14 protein-coding genes, 3 pseudogenes and 1 riboswitch are annotated in these 16,808 nt (G+C 72.0%); of the genes and pseudogenes, 15 read left to right on the forward strand and 2 right to left on the reverse strand.

The features are described 5' to 3' along the window. Both RUTHE_RS17535 and hpnE read left to right on the forward strand, forming a co-directional pair. Positions 1-252: pseudogene (locus tag RUTHE_RS17535) on the forward strand (squalene/phytoene synthase family protein); the annotation flags it as partial. A 13-nt stretch (positions 253-265) separates the two neighbouring features. After that, complete coding sequence (gene hpnE / locus RUTHE_RS08765; protein ID WP_021098020.1) at positions 266-1,525, forward strand: hydroxysqualene dehydroxylase HpnE; 1,260 nt, start codon at positions 266-268, stop codon at positions 1,523-1,525. On the opposite strand, the gene RUTHE_RS08770 is transcribed toward hpnE, so the two are convergent. Continuing rightward, a complete protein-coding gene (locus tag RUTHE_RS08770; RefSeq protein WP_021098021.1) occupies positions 1,516-2,529 on the reverse strand; it encodes an alpha-hydroxy-acid oxidizing protein in 1,014 nt (337 codons plus the stop codon). The genes hpnE and RUTHE_RS08770 overlap by 10 nt on opposite strands. A 166-nt stretch (positions 2,530-2,695) precedes the next feature. On the opposite strand from RUTHE_RS08770, the gene RUTHE_RS08775 reads away from it, so the two are divergent. The 13 genes and pseudogenes from RUTHE_RS08775 to RUTHE_RS08845 all read left to right on the forward strand — a co-directional run bounded on the left by RUTHE_RS08775 (position 2,696) and on the right by RUTHE_RS08845 (position 16,199). Beyond that, positions 2,696-3,727, forward strand: coding sequence for a rhamnose ABC transporter substrate-binding protein (locus tag RUTHE_RS08775; RefSeq protein ID WP_021098022.1), 1,032 nt, complete (start codon positions 2,696-2,698; stop codon positions 3,725-3,727). A 72-nt stretch (positions 3,728-3,799) separates the two neighbouring features. Then, positions 3,800-4,291, forward strand: a pseudogene (locus tag RUTHE_RS17540) (ATP-binding cassette domain-containing protein); the annotation flags it as partial. 359 nt (positions 4,292-4,650) lie between these two features. Then, positions 4,651-5,313 (forward strand): ATP-binding cassette domain-containing protein, encoded by a 663-nt coding sequence (locus RUTHE_RS18010; RefSeq protein WP_281167467.1) that lies wholly within the window; start codon positions 4,651-4,653, stop codon positions 5,311-5,313. Further along, the gene (locus tag RUTHE_RS08795) at positions 5,310-6,368 is read left to right on the forward strand and encodes an ABC transporter permease (RefSeq protein ID WP_021098024.1); all 1,059 of its coding nucleotides are present in this window, start codon (positions 5,310-5,312) and stop codon (positions 6,366-6,368) included. The genes RUTHE_RS18010 and RUTHE_RS08795 overlap by 4 nt, the downstream gene beginning before the upstream one ends. Continuing rightward, on the forward strand, positions 6,365-8,074 hold the full coding sequence (locus RUTHE_RS17035; RefSeq protein ID WP_021098025.1) for an ABC transporter permease subunit: 1,710 nt from the start codon (positions 6,365-6,367) through the stop codon (positions 8,072-8,074). Before RUTHE_RS08795 ends, RUTHE_RS17035 begins: the two co-directional genes overlap by 4 nt. 30 nt (positions 8,075-8,104) lie before the next feature. Then, on the forward strand, positions 8,105-8,872 hold the full coding sequence (locus RUTHE_RS08810) for an acetoacetate decarboxylase family protein (RefSeq protein WP_021098026.1): 768 nt from the start codon (positions 8,105-8,107) through the stop codon (positions 8,870-8,872). Beyond that, the gene (locus RUTHE_RS08815; RefSeq protein ID WP_021098027.1) at positions 8,872-9,186 is read left to right on the forward strand and encodes an L-rhamnose mutarotase; all 315 of its coding nucleotides are present in this window, start codon (positions 8,872-8,874) and stop codon (positions 9,184-9,186) included. The genes RUTHE_RS08810 and RUTHE_RS08815 overlap by 1 nt, the downstream gene beginning before the upstream one ends. After that, positions 9,183-10,880 carry an SDR family NAD(P)-dependent oxidoreductase gene (locus RUTHE_RS16065; protein ID WP_021098028.1) on the forward strand — a complete coding sequence of 566 codons (1,698 nt, stop codon included), beginning with the start codon at positions 9,183-9,185 and terminating at the stop codon, positions 10,878-10,880. Before RUTHE_RS08815 ends, RUTHE_RS16065 begins: the two co-directional genes overlap by 4 nt. Continuing rightward, the gene (locus RUTHE_RS08825) at positions 10,877-12,001 is read left to right on the forward strand and encodes a mandelate racemase/muconate lactonizing enzyme family protein (protein WP_021098029.1); all 1,125 of its coding nucleotides are present in this window, start codon (positions 10,877-10,879) and stop codon (positions 11,999-12,001) included. The genes RUTHE_RS16065 and RUTHE_RS08825 overlap by 4 nt, the downstream gene beginning before the upstream one ends. Beyond that, on the forward strand, positions 11,998-12,771 hold the full coding sequence (locus RUTHE_RS08830; RefSeq protein WP_021098030.1) for an SDR family NAD(P)-dependent oxidoreductase: 774 nt from the start codon (positions 11,998-12,000) through the stop codon (positions 12,769-12,771). The genes RUTHE_RS08825 and RUTHE_RS08830 overlap by 4 nt, the downstream gene beginning before the upstream one ends. 105 nt (positions 12,772-12,876) lie before the next feature. Further along, positions 12,877-12,965: riboswitch (TPP riboswitch) on the forward strand. 61 nt (positions 12,966-13,026) lie between these two features. Next, a pseudogene (gene thiB, locus RUTHE_RS08835) lies at positions 13,027-13,999 on the forward strand (thiamine ABC transporter substrate binding subunit). 42 nt (positions 14,000-14,041) lie between these two features. Further along, a complete protein-coding gene (locus tag RUTHE_RS08840) occupies positions 14,042-15,520 on the forward strand; it encodes an ABC transporter permease family protein (protein ID WP_342662224.1) in 1,479 nt (492 codons plus the stop codon). After that, on the forward strand, positions 15,507-16,199 hold the full coding sequence (locus tag RUTHE_RS08845) for a thiamine ABC transporter ATP-binding protein (RefSeq protein ID WP_021098033.1): 693 nt from the start codon (positions 15,507-15,509) through the stop codon (positions 16,197-16,199). Before RUTHE_RS08840 ends, RUTHE_RS08845 begins: the two co-directional genes overlap by 14 nt. On the opposite strand, the gene RUTHE_RS08850 is transcribed toward RUTHE_RS08845, so the two are convergent. Then, positions 16,187-16,804, reverse strand: a complete 618-nt coding sequence (locus RUTHE_RS08850; RefSeq protein ID WP_021098034.1) for an aldose epimerase family protein — start codon at positions 16,802-16,804, stop codon at positions 16,187-16,189. The genes RUTHE_RS08845 and RUTHE_RS08850 overlap by 13 nt on opposite strands. Positions 16,805-16,808 lie beyond the last annotated feature (4 nt).

Below are 16,808 nucleotides of genomic sequence, written 5' to 3' on the forward strand. Positions count from 1 at the left end.
CTGCCCGAGGCGCGCCGGCTGCTCGGCCGGCGGGCGCGCACCCATTTCGCCCGCGCCGGCCGCCTGGCCCGCGCCCATGCCTGGCCGCGCCTGCTGCCCGCCCTGGTCATGATGGGGCCCTATGAACGGCTGCTGCGTGCGATGGAGCGGGACTGGGCCGCCCCGCCACCCCGCCGCCCCGGCTGGCGCAAGGCGGCCGACGGTCTGGCCTGTGCCGCAAGGGGGCTGCTGTGCCCCGGCGCTCCGGTCTGAGGGAGCGCTGCCCTTGAGCCTGCGGCAGGTTCATGTCGTCGGGGCAGGACTGGCGGGCCTCGCCTGCGCGCTCGATCTTGCGGCGGCCGGCGTTGCGGTGCAGCTTCACGAGGGCTCGCCCAAGGCGGGCGGGCGCTGCCGCAGCTACTTCGACGCACGGCTGGGGCGGGTCGTGGACAACGGCAGCCACCTGATCCTGTCGGCCAACCGGGCCGTGCTGGACCATGCCGCACGCATCGGGGCCGCGCATCGCCTGTCGGCGCTGCCCGAGGCCGCCTTTCCCTTCGCCGACCTCGCCACGGGCGAGCGCTGGACCATCCGTGTGCCCGCCACGCCCCTTGGCACCTGGCGGCATGATGCGCTGCCCCCCGGCGCGTCGCGGGCGACGGCCCTGGCCGATCTCGCCGGACTGCTGATGGCGGGGAAGAGGGCCACGGTGGCGGAGGCGGTGCGCGGCCGCGGGCGGCTCTGGCAGGCCTTCTGGGAGCCGCTCGCCATCGCCGTCCTCAATGCCCCCCCCGCGGCCGGTTCGGCCCGGCTCCTGCGGGCCATGCTGTTGCGCAGCCTCCTGAAGGGGGCCGCCGCCGCCCGGCCGGTGATCGCCCCCGAAGGGCTGGGCGCGGCGCTGGTCGATCCGGCGGTGGAACGGCTGCGCGCGCTGGGCGCGGGGATCCGTTTCCGTGCCGCGCTGACCGGCATCAAGACGGAGGGGCGGCGTGTCGCCGCTCTGCTCTTCGGGGAGGAGCGGATCGCGATCCCCCGCGGCGCCGGGGTGGTGCTGGCCCTGCCGCCGCAGGCTCTGGCGCCGCTCCTGCCCGGTCTGACGCTGCCGGCCCCCGGTCAGGCGATCCTCAATGCCCATTTCCTCCTCCCCCCCGGCGAGGGCGAGGCGGCGCCGCCGCTGCTCGGCCTGGTCGGCGGGCAGGCGCAATGGCTGTTCCGGCGCGGCGATGTGCTGTCCGTCACCGTCTCGGCCGCCGGGGCATCGCCCCTGCACCGGATGCCGCGCGAGGCGGCCCTGTCCGTGCTGTGGGCCGACTGCGCCCATGCCCTGGGCCTGCGAGGGGGGCCGCGGGCGGCGCGGCTGCTGCGCGAAAGGGCGGCGACCTTCGACCAGTCTCCCGCCGGTGCCGCGCGCCGCGCACCGACCCGCACCCCTTGGGACAATCTCGTCCTGGCGGGCGACCATGTGGAAACCGGCCTGCCGGCCACGCTCGAAGGGGCGATCCTGTCGGGCCGGGCGGCGGCGACGGCGCTGCTGGATCAGTCCTGAAGCGGGGCGCGGCGCAGCGCGGCCAGATCGCGCGAGCCGGTGCAGAAACAGGCCACCCGCAACTGCCGGATCATCACCGACAGATGTTCGGCCACCGCCTCGGGCCCCTCGGTCGCCGCCGCGAGCAGCCCGGCCGCCTGTCCCACCAGATCCGCCCCGAGCCGGATCGCCCGTGCCGCATCCAGCCCGTCGCGGATCCCGCCCGAGCCGATCACGACCGCATCGGGGCAGGCCGCACGCACCTCGGCGATGGCCCGGGCCGTGGGGATCCCCCAGCCGGCAAAGGCGCGCGCCACGGCGGCCTCTGCGGGGGTGCGCGCGCGTTCGGCCTCGACCGCGGCCCAGCTCGTGCCGCCCGACCCGGCCACATCGAGCACCTGCACCCCCGCATTCCAGAGCTGTCGGGCGACGGCCCCCGACAGGCCGCCCCCACCTCCTTGACCACGATCGGCACGGAAAGGCGGCGGGCCAGCGCCTCGATCCGTCCGAGGATCCCGCGCCAGTTCCGGTCGCCCTCGGGCTGCACGGCCTCCTGCAGCGGGTTGAGATGCAGGATCAGCGCATCCGCCCCGATCATCTCGACCGCGGCCTGCGCCTCGCGTTCGCCGAAGCCGGTGTTGAGCTGCGCCGCCCCAGATTGGCCAGCAGCGGCACCGACGGCGCCAGGCGCCGCAGATCCGCCCCCAGCCCGCCCTGGCCGCCCCCTCCAGCGCCACGCGCTGGGACCCCACGGCCAGAGGCAGGCGCAACGCCTCGCAGGCCTCGGCCAGATGGCGGTTAATGGCGGCGGCGCGCGCCGGCCCCCCGGTCATCGAGGAGACCAGAAGCGGCGCGGCGATCGGCCGGCCGAGGAAGACGGTGCCCAGATCCACCTCGTCCAGATCCATCTCGGGCAGGGCGCAATGAACGAAGCGCACGGCCTCGAGGCCTGTTCCGGCCCCGTCCCCCTGTCCGCGGCCCGACAGCACGATGTCGAGATGCTGGTCCTTCCGTTCGCCGAGCATCCATGCCCCCCCTGTCTGTCCGCACCGGATGCGCCTGTGGTGGCAGGGTGGATCACCGCCGGCAAGCGCGGCGGGCCTTGACAGATGCAAAGTGGTCAGACCACTATCCCGCATGGACCCGCAGGCCGGAAGAGCCGGGTCCGCCCCACAGGGAGGAGCACATCGCATGACACGCCTTTCCGCCTCGGCCTCCGCCGTCGCCCTTGCCCTCGCCGCGGCCCTTGCCGGCGCCCCTGCCTCCGCGCAGGAGGCCGTGGACATGGTCCTGCTGCCCAAGTTCCTCGGCATCGCCGTCTTCGATCAGGCCCATCGCGGCGCCCAGGAGGCCCATGCCGAGATCGGCAATCCCGGCGCTCTCGAATTCCTCGGCCCCACGCCCGAGAATTCCGTCGCCGGCCAGATCGAGATCCTGACCACGGCCGCCTCGAACGGTGTCGATGTGGTCATGCTCTCCAACAATGCGGGCGACCAGATCGCCCCGGCCGCTCAGGCGGCGCAGGAAGCCGGCACCCGCGTCGTCACCTGGGACAGCCCGATTCCCTCCGGTCAGGGCGAATCGCTCTTCGTGGCGCAGGTGGATTTCGCCGAGACGGGGCGCGTGATGGCCGACATGGCCCATTCCATCATGGGCGGCGAAGGGCAATTCGCCATCCTCTCCGCCTCGCCCGATGCCGCCAACCAGAACGCCTGGATCGCCTCCATGCAGGAGGTGCTGGCCAGCGACGAGAAATATGCCGGGCTCGAGCTGGTCGAGATCGTCTATGGCAACGACCAGTCCGAAGAGAGCTACAACCGCGCCCTGGCCCTGGTGGACAGCCATCCGGATCTTGAGCTGATCATGGCCCCCACCACCGTCGGCATCCAGGCCGCGGCCAAGGCCATGCAGGACGAAGGGCTGTGCGACCGGGTCAAGGTCTCGGGCCTCGGCCTGCCGGCCGAGATGGTCAGCTACACGCTGAACGGCTGTGCGCCCGAATTCGCGCTCTGGAGCTTCGTGGATCTGGGCTATCTCACCTATTACGTGAGCTATCTGCTCGCCACCGGGGCCATTCAGGGCGTGGAGGGCGAGACCTTCGAGGCCGGCCGCCTCGGCTCCTACACGATCGAGAAGGACCCCACGCGCGAGAACGGTCTGCGCGTGCTGATGGGCCCCTTCACGGTCTACACGGCCGAGAATGTCGAGGCCGCGGCCCAGTAGCCGCCGGCTGCATCCCGGCCCGGTTCCGCCGCGGAACCGGGCGCCCGGCACCCCTTGCGGAGAAGACGACGGATGGCCGTTCCGGTCCTCGAACTGCGCGACATCGGCAAGAGCTTCGGGCCGACGCGGGCGCTTGACGGCGTCTCGCTGGCCTTGCAGGCCGGCACGATCCACGCCCTCGTGGGCGAGAACGGCGCCGGCAAGTCCACGCTGATCAAGATCATGACCGGCCTGTTCCCGCCGTCGTCCGGCTCGATCCTCCTCGAGGGACGGGAGCGGCGCCTGACCTCCACCGCCGAGGCGCGCCGCGCCGGCATCGCCGCCATCTATCAGGAACCGATGGTCTTTCCCGATCTGTCGGTGGCCGAGAACATCTTCATCTCGCATCAGGACCGGCCGCAATGGATCGGCTGGCGGCGGATGGAGGAGGAGGCCGCCGCCCTGATCGCCCGCCTCGGCGTCGCGCTCGACCCCCGCCGCCTGGCCGGGGATCTCACCCTTGCCGAACAGCAGACGGTGGAGATCGCCCGCGCCATCGGCCTCAGGGTCCGCGTCCTGATCATGGACGAGCCCTCGGCCTCGCTGTCGGAGCACGAGGTGCGCCGCCTGCACGGCATTGCCCGGGCCCTGCGCGACGAAGGCGTGGCGGTCCTCTACATCTCCCACCGGCTGGAGGAGATCTTTGCCTTGGCCGATACCGTGACGGTGCTGCGGGACGGCCGTCATGTCTCCACACGCCCCATCGCCGATGTGACGCAGGACGGCCTTGTCGCCGAGATGGTGGGCCGCGACATGGAAGGGCGCTTCGCCCGCGTGCCCTCGCAGGCGCGGGGGCACGTGGCGCTGCGCGTGGAGGGCCTCGGTCGCGAAGGGGGTCTTCGCCGGGGGTCAGCTTCCATCTCGAGGCCGGCGAGATCGTCTGCCTGGCGGGTCTTGTCGGCTCGCGGCGCACGGATGTGGCGCTGGCCCTGTTCGGTATCGCCCCGGCGACCGCCGGCCGGATCGAGATCGAAGGGCGCCCCGCCGCGATCCGTTCCCCCCGCGAGGCGATGGCCCTGGGCCTCGCCTATGTCTCCGAGGATCGCCGCAAGCTCGGCCTGGCCCTGTCCGAAAGCATCGCCGCCAATGTCACCCTGCCCCGGATCGACTCTTATGCAAATCGCTGGGGCTGGCTCGACCGCCGGCGCGAGATGGCCGATGCCGCCCGCTTTGCCGCCGGGATGCGCATCAAGGCCGCCGGCCTGTCCGCCCCGGTGGGAACCCTGTCGGGCGGCAACCAGCAAAAGGTGATGCTGGCCAAATGGCTCAACACGAATCCGCGCATCCTGATCGTGGATGAACCCACGCGCGGCATCGATATCGGCGCCAAGGCCGAGGTTCACCGCATCCTGCGCGAGCTTGCGGGGCAGGGGGTGGCGATCCTCGTGATCTCCTCGGACCTGCCCGAGGTGCTCTCGCTGGCCGACCGGGTGCTGGTGATGCGCGAAGGCCGCCTGGCCGGCGAGCTGCCCGGCGCCACGGCGACCGAGGAATCCGTCATGCGCATCGCGCTGGGTGCGGCCGAGACGCGGGGAGAGGCGGCATGAGGAACGGCGGTCTGTCCTCCGGAACGCTGCGCCTGATCGCGCTGATGGGGGTATTCGGGCTGGTGGTGATCTTCTTCGCCACCCAGATCGACAATTATCTGCGGGCGAGCCTGTTCAACCGCACCTCCACATCGGTCGCGATCATCCTGCCCATCGCGGTGGGGCAGGCCTTTGTCGTGCTGACGCGCAACATCGACCTGTCGGTGGGCTCGATCGTCGGCTGCACCGCCTATGGCATCGGCGGGCTGCTCGCCGCCTTTCCCGATCTGCCCCCGCCCGTCGCAGTCGCCGCGGCGGTGGCGATGGGCGCCCTGTTCGGCACGGTCAACGGGCTTCTGGTCTCGCGCTTCGGCCTGCCCTCGATCATCGTCACGCTGGGCACGCTGGCCATCTTCCGTTCGCTGCTCGTGCAGGGTTCGGGCGGGGCCTCGATCACGACGGCCTCGCTGCCGGCCTGGGTGCCCGCCTTCGCCCAGGCCAATGCCTTCACCCTCGGGGGGCTGCAGATCCGCTGGATGGTGCTTGCGGCGCTGGCGGTGACCCTCCTGGCGCATCTGGTCCTGACCCGGTTGCGGGTCGGGCGGCAGTTCCATGCCGCCGGATCGAACCCGGATGCCGCCGCCTTCGCCGGGATCGACCTGCGCGCCACCGTGTTGCGGGCCTTCGTCATCTCCGGCGCGCTGGCGGGGCTGGCGGGCTTCTTCTTCCTCGCGCGCTTCGGCAACATCACCGTCGTGGCGGGCCTCGGCTTCGAGCTGAAGTCCGTGGGCGCGGTCGTCGTGGGCGGGGTCAACATCTTCGGCGGCTCGGGCTCGGTGCTGGGCGTGCTGATGGGGGCGGCGCTGATCGACCTGATCGATGCCTCCCTCGTGCGATGGCCGCTCGTCTCCGAGTTCTGGCGCGAGGCGGTGCTGGGCTTCCTGATCCTGGCCGCCGTGGCGCTGGATGCCGCCCTCGCGCGCCGCCTGATGCGCCGCCGCGCCCGCCGCCAGCCGGAGCACGGGACCGCCCCCGCCGCCGCCCCCGCCGCCATGCCCGAGGACGCCCGCCCATGACCGCCCTGCGCGACCGTCTGATGAGCTGGGAAGGTTTTCTCCTTCTCGTCCTTGCCGTTCTCTATCTGGGCAATGCGCTGGCCTCGCCCGTGTTCCTGACGGTCGGCAACCAGATCAACCTGTTCCAGCTCTCGATCGAGAAGGTCATCGTCGCCCTGGCCATGACCTTCGTCATCATCAATGGCGAGATCGACCTGTCGGTCGCCTCGGTCATGGGGCTGGCAGCCTGCCTGTTCGGCTGGCTGGTGGAGCAGGGCCTGCCGGCCTGGGGGGCGATCCCGCTCGTGCTGCTGGCCGGGGCGGCCTGCGGCGCCTTCAACGCCCTCTGGATCGTGCGCGCGGGGCTGCCCTCGCTCGTGGTCACGCTCGCCACGCTGATCGGCTTCCGCGGCCTGGCCCGCATCCTTGTCGAGGACCGCGGCATCGGCGGCTTTCCCGACTGGTTCAACAAGCTGGGCCAGCAGCCGCTTCTCGGCCCCCTGCCGCTGGCGCTGATGCTCTGGGCCGTCATGGCGCTGGCGGCCTGGGTGCTGCTCGAACGCACGGCCTTCGGACGCAAGGTCACGGTCATCGGCGCCAACCGGGCAGTGGCCGAGTTCTCGGGCCTGCCCGTCGGGCGCGTCAAGACCACGCTCTTCGTCGCCTCCTCGACGGTTGCCGCGCTGGCGGGGCTGCTCTATGCCGCCCGCCTCGGCGCGGTGCGGGGCGACATCGCACAGGGCTTCGAGCTCGACATCATCACCATCGTCCTGCTCGGGGGGGTGTCGATCTTCGGCGGGGTCGGCTCCATCACCGGCACGGTGCTGGCGATCCTCATCGTGCTCAGCTTGCGCAACGGGATGCAGCTCGCCAACCTGACCGGGCATATCCAGTCGGGGATCCTGGGGGGTGCTGCTGATCCTGTCGGTCATGGTGCCCACCTTCCGCGCCTGGGCGCTGCGCCTTCTGCATCGCGAGGCTCCGGCATGACCGAACCTGCCATTCCCTTTGCCGCCGATCCGCTCGCGGGTCTTGCCGCCCCGCTGGGGCGCAAGACGGCCTCCGAACTCGTCGTCACCCGCGTGCTCGACCTGATGCGCGCAGGCCATCTGAAGCCCGGCGACCGCCTGCCGCCCGAACGCGAACTGGCCCGCACCCTGGCGGTCAGCCGCCCCACCCTGCGCGAGGCGCTGCGCGCGCTCTCGATCCTCGGGGTGCTCGAGATCCGCCATGGTGGCGGGGCGATCGTCGCTGCCCCCGATCCGGGCGAGCTGCTCCAGCCGCTCGATCTCTTCGTGAGCCTCGGCGCCGGCGACATGGTGGCCGTCTTCGAGGCCCGCATCGCCTTCGAGCCGCTGATCGCCGCCCGCGCCGCCGAAGGACTGACCGCGGATCAGCTGGCCCGCCTGAGCGAGCTTGTCGCCGCCCAGACCGCCCATCCCGAGGATGCCGAACTGTTCCATGACACCGACATCGAGCTGCACAAGACCATCCTCGATGCGGCGGGCAATCCCTATCTGACCCGCTTCGGCCGCCTGCTGCAGGTGCTGGGCGACCAGGGCCGCAAGGCCTATCAGAAACGCCGGCATCTGCGCCTGCGCAGCATCGCCGATCATCAGACGCTCATCGCCGCACTCGGGGCCCGCGATGCCGAGGCCGCCCAGCGGGCGATGCGCCAGCATATGGTCAACGTGCTCGCGGCCATCAGGGAGGCAACCGGTCGCTGAGGCGGCCGCCGGCATCGGAAGGGGGCATGCATGGCAGAGCGGCGATGGAAGCGGGCCGACATCGTCCGGGGAGGGGTCTCCACCCCCCTCGATGCGCCGATGGTGCCCCCCTTTCCCATCCGTTTCCGCGATGCCGCGATCCTGACGCTGTGCTACCGCACGGACCCGGAGGCCATCGCCGCGCTCCTGCCCGAACCGCTGGAGCCGCTCTCGGATGTGGTGATGATCCACCTCTACGACATGCGCGATCCCGATTGGCTCGGCCCCTACCGGGAGGCCAATGTGATGGTCGGGGCAGAGCTGCCGGGGATCGCGGCAGGCGCCTATTCGCCCTGGCTGTTCCTGTCCTCGGACATCGGTCTGGCCCATGGTCGCGAGGTGCACGGCCAGCCCAAGAAGCTGGGCTGCCCCCGGATCGAGATGCGCGGCGACCTGATCGTGGGCACGCTCGAACGCAACGGCATCGCGGTGCTGACCGGCACGCTGCCCTACAAGCAGCAGCGCGCCGATCTCGCCGATCTTGCGGCGATCCTTCCCTTTGCCACCAACATCAACCTCAAGGCCGTGGACCATATCGACGGGCGGCCTGCGATCCGCCAGCTCACCGCGCGCACGCTCGCCGATGTGCAGCTGGCCGAATGCTGGCGCGGCCCCTGCACGGTGGAGCTGCGCCCCAACGCCCAGGCGCCGCTGCACCGCCTGCCGGTGCGCGAGATGCTCGACGGCTTCTTCTGGCGCGCGTCCTTTACCCTCGTGCCGGGACGGGTGCTTCACGACTATCTGGAGGAGAGCAGCTGATGCCCAGCTATGCATGGGTGCTGGGGGTGCGCCCCGGCTACGAGGACGAATACCGCCGCCGACATGACGAACTCTGGCCGGAGATGGCCGATTGCCTGCGCGCCGCCGGTATCCGCAACTATCACATCTTCCGTCATGGCCTGACGCTCTTCGGCTATTTCGAGACCGACGATCTGGAGGCCACCATCACCGCCTTGCGCGAGGATCCCGTCAACCGCCGCTGGTCGGACTACATGGCCGACATCATGCAGGTGGATCTCGATCCGCGCACGGGCTTTCCCTTCCTTCTGCCCCGTCAATGGAGCCTCGATTGACCCCCATCGACCTCACCGGCCGCACGGCCTTCGTCACCGGCGGCAACCGCGGGATCGGTCTTGCGGCCGTCCGCGCCCTGCGCGAGGCCGGCGCGGCCGTCACCTTCACCGCCCGCAGCGCCGAGGCCGCGCAGGACGGCGAACGCCTGGGCGCGCAGGCCGCCATCCTCGACGTGACCGACCGCGCCGCCCTGGCCCGCGCCCTCGCGCCGGGCTTCGACATCCTCGTGAACAATGCCGGCGTGATCGGCCCCATCGGCCATCTGGCCGATGTCGCCATCGAGGACTGGGCCGCCAACATCGCGACGAACCTCATCGCCGCGACCCATGCGATCCAGCTGGCGCTGCCGGGGATGCTGGCCCGCGGCGGGGGGACGGTGGTCAACCTGTCCTCCGGTGCGGCGCGCAATCCGATGGAGGGCTGGTCGGCCTATTGCGCGGGCAAGGCGGGCCTCGCGATGGTCACGCGCATGGTCGCGCTCGAATACGGCCCGCGCGGCATCCGCGTCTTCGGCTTTGCGCCCGGCGTCGTGGACACGGGCATGCAGGGGACGATCCGCGCCTCCGGGATCAACCCCGTGAGCCGCCTCCCGCGCGAGAGCCTGAGCCCCCCCGAGGAGCCGGGCCGGGCCATCGCCTTTCTCTGCACGCCGGCCGCCGATCCCTTCATGGGGCGGCGAATGCGACATCCGCGACCCGGCCTTCCGCGCGGCGGCCGGGCTGGAGATCCGCGCATGACCGATGTCGTCGTCACCGATGCCACCTTCCCGACCGTGGAGGCCGAGGAACGGGCCGCCCGCGATCGGGGGGCCTCCTTCCGGCGGGCCGCCTGCCGCACGGCCGAGGAGGTGGCCGAGGCCCTGCGCGGCGCCCGTGTCGCCGTGGTCCAGTTCGCCCCGCTCACCCGGGCGGCGGTGGAGGGCCTCGCCCCCGGCGCGCGCGTGATCCGCTATGGCGTGGGCTATGACAATCTCGATCTCGCCGCGATCCGCGACCGCGGCCTGACGGCGGCCTATGTCCCCGACTACTGCGCCGAGGAGGTGGCCGACCATACCGCGGCGATGATCCTCGCCCTGCTGAGAAAGCTGCCGATGCTCGATGCCTCGGTGCGGCGCGGCGAATGGGCGGCGGTGGCGGTCGCGCGGCCGCTGAAGCCCTTCGCCGAGACGACGGTGGGCTTTCTCGGCTTCGGCCGCATCGCCCGGGGGGTGCGGGCGCGCCTCGCCCCCTTCGGCTTCCGCTTCCTCGCCCATGATCCTTTCCAGGAGGGCCGGCACGAGGACATCCGCTTCGTCGATCGCGACACGCTTCTGGCCGAATCGGATGCGCTCTCGCTGCATGCCCCCTCGACCGAGGCCACGCGCGGCCTGATCGGGGCCGAGGCCCTGGCCCGGATGCGGCCCCATGCGGTGATCGTCAACACCGCCCGCGGCGATCTGGTCGCGGAGGACGCCCTGGCTGCCGCCCTGCGCGAAGGGCGGATCGGGGGGGCCGCCCTCGATGTCTTCGCGGCCGAGCCGCTGCCGGCGGATTCGCCCCTGCGCGGGGCGCCCAACCTGCTGCTCTCGCCCCATGCCGCCTGGTATTCCGAAGCCGCCGTGGCCCGCCTTCAGGGGCTGGGTGGCCGGATGAGATCGGGTCGCGCGCTCGACGGCCTGCCGCCGCGCTGCCCGATTCCGGGGACCGCGCCATGACGATCCGTTCCGTCGAGGCGATCCCCGTCGCCTATCCCGAACCGAACGACCATTCGCGCCTGCGCTCGGTCTGTCTGGTCAAGGTGACCAATGCCGACGGGGTCGTGGGCTGGGGCGAATGCTGCGCCTATTTCCCCGAGGCCAGCCGCGCCGCCAAGGCCCTGGTGGAGGGGTTGGGCGAGCTTCTGCTGGGCGAGGACGAGCTGCATACCGAACGGCTCTGGCGGCGGATGAAGGAGCACAGCTGGTGGTATGGCACCGGCGCCGGCATCGCCTCGCTCGCCATCTCGGGCATCGACATCGCCCTGTGGGACCTCAAGGGCAAGGTGCTGGGCCGCTCGGTCCTCGACCTGCTGGGCGGGCCGGTCCACGACCGGATGCCCGCCGTGGCCTCGGTCCATGCCACAAAGGCCTCGATCGAGGCCATGGTGGAGGATTTCCAGGGCTGGCTCGCCGACGGGATGCAGGGGATCAAGGTCGGCTTCGGCAAGAAGGGCGATGCCCATCTGGGCTTCGACCACGACCGCGACGTGGAATTCGTCCGCAAGGTCCGCGAGGGGATCGGCCACAAGCGCCTGATGATCGATCTCGGCGTGAAGAACCGCTGGGACGTGGCCACCGCGATCCGGCGGGCCCGCGCCTTCGAGGCCTATGACGTGCACTGGCTCGAGGAGCCGCTCGGCCATGACGACCCGGAGGGCTATCGCGCGCTGCGGGCGGGCACCTCGCTGCGGCTGGCCTATGGCGAACGCGAATGGAACCATCGCGGGGTCGAACGCATCGTGACCACGGGCACGGTGGATGTGGTGGGCCTCGATCCGGGGCGCATCGAGGGGATCACGGGCTTTCTCAAGGCCGCCGAGATCTGCGCCACCCATCGCCGCCAGGCCAATGCGCACAACTTCTCCACGGCCATCGTCTCGGCCGCGAGCCAGGCGCTCAGCTTCGCCTGCGAGGCCTGCCGCGAGCTGGAGCTTCAGCCCGTCTACGGCCCGGCTCAGAAGGATCTGGTGGATCGCCCCGTCTGGCACCGGGATGGCTGGGTGGACCGGCCCGAAGGACCGGGGCTCGGCATCGTCATCAACGAGGATCTGGTGCAGCACGCGAGGCTCGACCGATGAGACGGCGGCATCTGGACTGGGGCCTGGCGGGGCGGGCCGTGATCGTCACCGGCGGGGCCGGCGCGATCGGCAGGGCGATCGCCGAAGGCTTTGCCGAGGCCGGGGCGCGCGTCGCCGTGGTGGACCGCGAAACCGCCGCCGCCCAGGCCGCGGCCGCAGCGCTCGGGGGCGAGGGACATGAGGGCTTCGGCGCCGATCTGGCCGCGATCGCCGCCCTGCCCGATCTGGTGGCGGCCATCGAGGCGCAGATGGGCCTGTGCACGGTGCTGTGCAATGTGGCCGGGGTCATCCGCCGCAATGCCGATCTGCTCTCGGTCACCGAGGAGGAATGGGACGGCCAGCACGCCGTCAACCTCAAGGCGACCTTCTTCCTCTGCCAGGCCTTCGCCGCGCGCCTGATCGCCGCAGGACGGCCCGGGGCCATCGTCAACACGACCTCGCAGGGCTGGTGGTCGGGGGGCTATGCCGGATCGGTCGTCTACAACGCCGCCAAGGGCGGCGTGGCGACCATGACCCGCGGGCTGGCCCGCGCCTGGGCGCCCCATGGCATCCGGGTCAACGCCCTCGCGCCGGGGCTGGTGGAGACGCCGATGCTGGTCACGCCCGAGACCACGCCCGAACAGGTCGCGGCCCTTGTGGCGCAGATCCCGCTGGGGCGGCTCGGCCAGCCCGCCGACCATGCCGGGGCGGCGGTGTTCCTCGCCTCCGACCTCGCCGCCTATGTGACCGGGGCCACGCTCAATGTCTCCGGCGGCTTCCTGATGTACTGACGGCCGCCGGCCCTGCCGGTCCGGCGCGGGATCGCGCACGACTCTCCGCCGCCTCCCCCTTGGGCCCCCCTTGTGCCTGCGGGGAAGGCCGCTAGGATGGCGCGCACCTCGGGGTGCCCCAAGGGGGGCTGAGATGCGCGGGATGCGCGCGAACCCGTCGAACCTGAACCGGTTAGCACCGGCGGAGGGAAGGTCCCGGCAGCCCTCATGGCCCGCCGCGCCCCACACCCGCCGGGGCGCCAAGGAGAGCGAGCCATGACCAGAAGTCTTTCCCTGCTGCCCCTGCTTCTTGCCACATCGGCCGTTGCGCAGGACCGCCCCGTGCTGACGGTCCTGACCTATGACAGCTTCGTCTCCGAATGGGGGCCGGGCCCGGCCATCGAGGCCGCCTTCGAGGCCGAATGTGGCTGCGACCTGCGCTTCGAGACGGGGGGCGACGGGGCCGCGCTGCTCGCCCGGCTGCGCCTCGAGGGCGAGGGGGCGGATGTGGTGCTGGGCCTCGATTCCAACCTCGTGCAGGAGGCGCGGGATTCGGGCCTCTTCGCACCCCATGGCCTGACCCCCGAACTCGATCTGCCCGTGGCCTGGGAGGACGACATCTTCCTGCCCTTCGACTGGGGCTGGTTCGCCCTGGTCGGGCGCCGGGACGGCCCCGCCCCGGCCAGCTTCCGCGAACTGGCCGAATCCGATGCGACGCTGCTGATCCAGGATCCCCGTTCCTCGACCCCCGGCCTCGGCCTCGTGCTGTGGATCGCCGCCGCCTATGGGGATGAGGCCCCCCGCGATCTGGCAGGCGCTGGCGGACAACATCGTGACCGTCACCCCCGGCTGGTCCGAGGCCTATGGCCTGTTCCTCGAGGGCGAGGCCGATCTGGTGCTCTCCTACTCCACCTCGCCCGCCTATCACCTCATCGCCGAGGAGGATCCGGGCTTCGTCGCGCTCGAGATGGAGGAAGGGCACTATCTGCAGGTCGAGGTCGCAGCCAAGGTGGCCTCCACCGATGTCCCCGATCTGGCCGATGCCTTCCTCGCCTTCATGCTGACCGACGCTGTCCAGTCCGTCATCCCCACGACCAACTGGATGTATCCAGCCGTCACGCCGGCGGCGGGCCTGCCCGAGGGCTTCGAGTCGATGCGCCCGGCGGTCTCGCTCTTCCTGACGCCGGAGGAGGCCGCCGCCCTGCGCGAGCCCGCCATCGGGGCCTGGCGCGAGGCGCTCTCGCGGTGAGGCCCGCCTGGCCCGCCTGGCCGGGGCGGATGGCGACGGCGCTTGTCGCGGCACTCTGCCTCGGGCCGCTGCTTCCCCTGCTTGCGGGCGGGGGGGGGGCTGGGCGCGGCCGATCTGGCGGCGCTGCGCTTCACGCTGACACAGGCGGCGCTCTCGGCCCTGTTCGCCTGCGCGCTGGCCATCCCGCTGGCGCGCGCCCTGGCGCGGAGGGATTTTCCGGGGCGCGGCGCCTTCGTGATGCTGCTCGGCGCGCCCTTCCTGCTGCCGACCATCGTCGCCGTGATGGGGCTGCTGGCCCTGTTCGGCCGCGGGGGCCTCCTCAACGGGGCACTCGCGGCGCTGGGGCTGCCGCCGGTCTCGATCTACGGGCTGCACGGGGTCGTGCTGGCCCATGTGTTCCTCAACCTGCCGCTCGCAACGCGGCTGCTGCTGCTGGGCTGGAGCGCGATCCCCGCCGAACGCTTCCGCCTGGCGGCGTCGCTCGGCGCGCCGGTGGGCGCGCTGATCGAACGGCCGATGCTGCGCGCGACGCTGCCCGGTGCCTTCGCCGCCATCTTCGCGCTGTGCCTGACCAGCTTTGCCGTCGCCCTGATCCTGGGCGGGGGGCCGCGCGCCACGACGCTGGAACTCGCCCTCTATCAGGCGATCCGCTTCGAGGCCGACTTCGCCGCGGCCGCCTCGCTCGCCCTGCTGCAATATGCGCTCTGCGGAGCGGCGGCGCTGGCTGCCTGGCGCCTCGCGCGCGCGCCGCTGACAGGCGCAGGCCTCGGGCGGCCGGTGGAGCGGTGGGATGCGCAGGGGGCGGGGCTCCGGCTGCTCGATGCCCTGATCATCGCGGCGGGGGTGCTGTTCGTGATCCTGCCGCTGGCCCTCGTCCTGCTGCGGGGGCTGGACGGTCTGGCCGAGATGCCCCCTTCCGTCCGGGGCGCCGCGGGGCGATCGCTCCTCGTGGCCCTGGCTGCCACGGCGATCGCCCTCGGGCTTGCGCTGGCGCTCGCGCTGCGGGGCGGGCCGCTGGCCGAAGGGGCGGGGGCGCTGCCGCTCGCGGCCTCCTCGCTGGTGCTGGGGACGGGGCTGCTGCTGCTGATCCGGCCCCATCTGCCGCTTCAGGCGGCGGCGCTGCCGGTGGCGGCACTGCTCGATGGGCTGCTGGCGCTGCCCTTCGCGCTGCGTGCCCTTCGTCCCGCTTTGCGCGAGGCCGAGGCGCGCCACGGCCGCCTGGCCACCGCGCTCGGGATCACGGGCTGGCGGCGGCTGCGGATCCTGATCCTGCCGCTGGCGCGCCCTGCGCTCGGCTTCGCGGGGGGGCTGGCGGCGGCGCTGTCGGCCGGCAGTCTCGGCGCCATCGCCCTCTATGCCGGCGAAGGACAGGCGACACTGCCGCTGCTGATGGCCCGGCTGATGGGGGCCTACCGGATGGAGGCGGCCGCCGGGGTGGCCTTGCTGCTGCTGGCGCTGGCCTTCGGCCTGTTCGCCGTCTTCGATCTCTGGGGACGGGGAGGGCGCCATGCTCGTGCTTGAGGGGCTCCATCTGCGCGCGGGCGATTTCCGCCTGACGGCCGATCTGACGGTGCCGAAGGGGGCAGCCGTCGCCGTCATGGGCCCCTCTGGCGGGGGCAAGTCCACGCTGCTGTCGGCCATCGCCGGCTTTCTGGCCCCCGCAGCGGGCCGCATCCTGTGGGCGGGGCGCGATCTCGTCCCCCTGGCGCCGGCCGCGCGGCCCGTGGGGATCCTCTTTCAGGACAACAACCTCTTTCCGCATCTGACGGCGCTGCAGAATGTCGCCCTGGGCCTGCGCCCCTCCCTCCGCCCGACGGAGGCCGAGCGCGACCGCGCCGAGGCGGCGCTCGCGCAGGTCGGCCTTGCGGGGCTCGGGAAGCGCTATCCGGCCGAACTGTCGGGTGGACAGCAGTCGCGCGTGGCGCTGGCCCGCCTTCTGGTGCAGGAGCGGCCGCTGGTGCTGATGGACGAACCCTTTGCCGCGCTCGGCCCCGCCCTCAGGGCCGAGATGCTGGCCCTGACCCGCCAGACGCTCATGGCTCGGGGGGCGACGCTGCTGCTGGTGACCCATGATCCGGGGGATGCCCGCGCCCTGGCCGATCTGATCCTGCCGGTCGTCGAGGGGCGGGCCCATCCGCCGCGCCCCGCCGCGGCCCTGCTGGACGATCCCCCGCCCGCGCTGCGCGCCTATCTGGGATAGGCAAAGCGCCATTCCGTGACCTGCCGCCAGACCATGCCGGGGTGCAGCAGGATCGCCGGGAAATGCGGATGGGATGGCGCATCGGGCCACAGCTGCGGCTCGATGGCGAAGGCCTCGAAGCGTTCGCCCCCCGGCCGGGCACCCTGATTGCCGTCATAGACCTGCACCCCCGGCGCGGTCGTGGCCAGCGTCATCGACAGGCCCGCGGCACCGGTCAGCCACAGCACCTCGCGCAGCGGACCGGGGGCGTCCGCCAGGCAGAAATTGTGATCGAACAGCGGCGCACCGGGCCGGGGCCGCCGCCCCTCGCGCAGGTCGAAAGGGGTTCCGGCCACGGGCCGGACCTCGCCCGTGGGCAGCAGATCCCCGTCCACCGGCAGATAGCGGTCGGCCGCGATGCGCAGGGCATGACCCTCCCATGTCGGCGTCCCGTCGAGGTTCCAGTAGCTGTGATTGACGGGGTTCATCAGGGTGGGGGCATCGGTGGTCGCGCTCAGCTCCAGCCGCAGCGTCGCCGGCGGCAGGAGGCGGAAAAGCGCCGTGATCGTCCCGGTTGCCGGGCAAACCCCCCTCGCCGTCCGGCAGACGGATGGCGAAGCGGACATGGTC

This window comes from Rubellimicrobium thermophilum DSM 16684, assembly GCF_000442315.1.
Classification (GTDB): Bacteria; Pseudomonadota; Alphaproteobacteria; order Rhodobacterales; family Rhodobacteraceae; genus Rubellimicrobium; species Rubellimicrobium thermophilum.

Coding starts and splice junctions, on each gene's coding strand:
- RUTHE_RS17035 (WP_021098025.1), top strand. CDS start 6,365: ATGACCGCCCTGCGCGACCGTCTGATGAGCTGGGAAGGTTTTCTCCTT.
- RUTHE_RS08850 (WP_021098034.1), bottom strand. CDS start 16,804: ATGTCCGCTTCGCCATCCGTCTGCCGGACGGCGAGGGGGGTTTGCCCG.
- RUTHE_RS08810 (WP_021098026.1), top strand. CDS start 8,105: ATGGCAGAGCGGCGATGGAAGCGGGCCGACATCGTCCGGGGAGGGGTC.
- RUTHE_RS08815 (WP_021098027.1), top strand. CDS start 8,872: ATGCCCAGCTATGCATGGGTGCTGGGGGTGCGCCCCGGCTACGAGGAC.
- RUTHE_RS08825 (WP_021098029.1), top strand. CDS start 10,877: ATGACGATCCGTTCCGTCGAGGCGATCCCCGTCGCCTATCCCGAACCG.
- RUTHE_RS08845 (WP_021098033.1), top strand. CDS start 15,507: ATGCTCGTGCTTGAGGGGCTCCATCTGCGCGCGGGCGATTTCCGCCTG.
- RUTHE_RS08770 (WP_021098021.1), bottom strand. CDS start 2,529: ATGCTCGGCGAACGGAAGGACCAGCATCTCGACATCGTGCTGTCGGGC.
- RUTHE_RS08830 (WP_021098030.1), top strand. CDS start 11,998: ATGAGACGGCGGCATCTGGACTGGGGCCTGGCGGGGCGGGCCGTGATC.
- RUTHE_RS08795 (WP_021098024.1), top strand. CDS start 5,310: ATGAGGAACGGCGGTCTGTCCTCCGGAACGCTGCGCCTGATCGCGCTG.
- RUTHE_RS08775 (WP_021098022.1), top strand. CDS start 2,696: ATGACACGCCTTTCCGCCTCGGCCTCCGCCGTCGCCCTTGCCCTCGCC.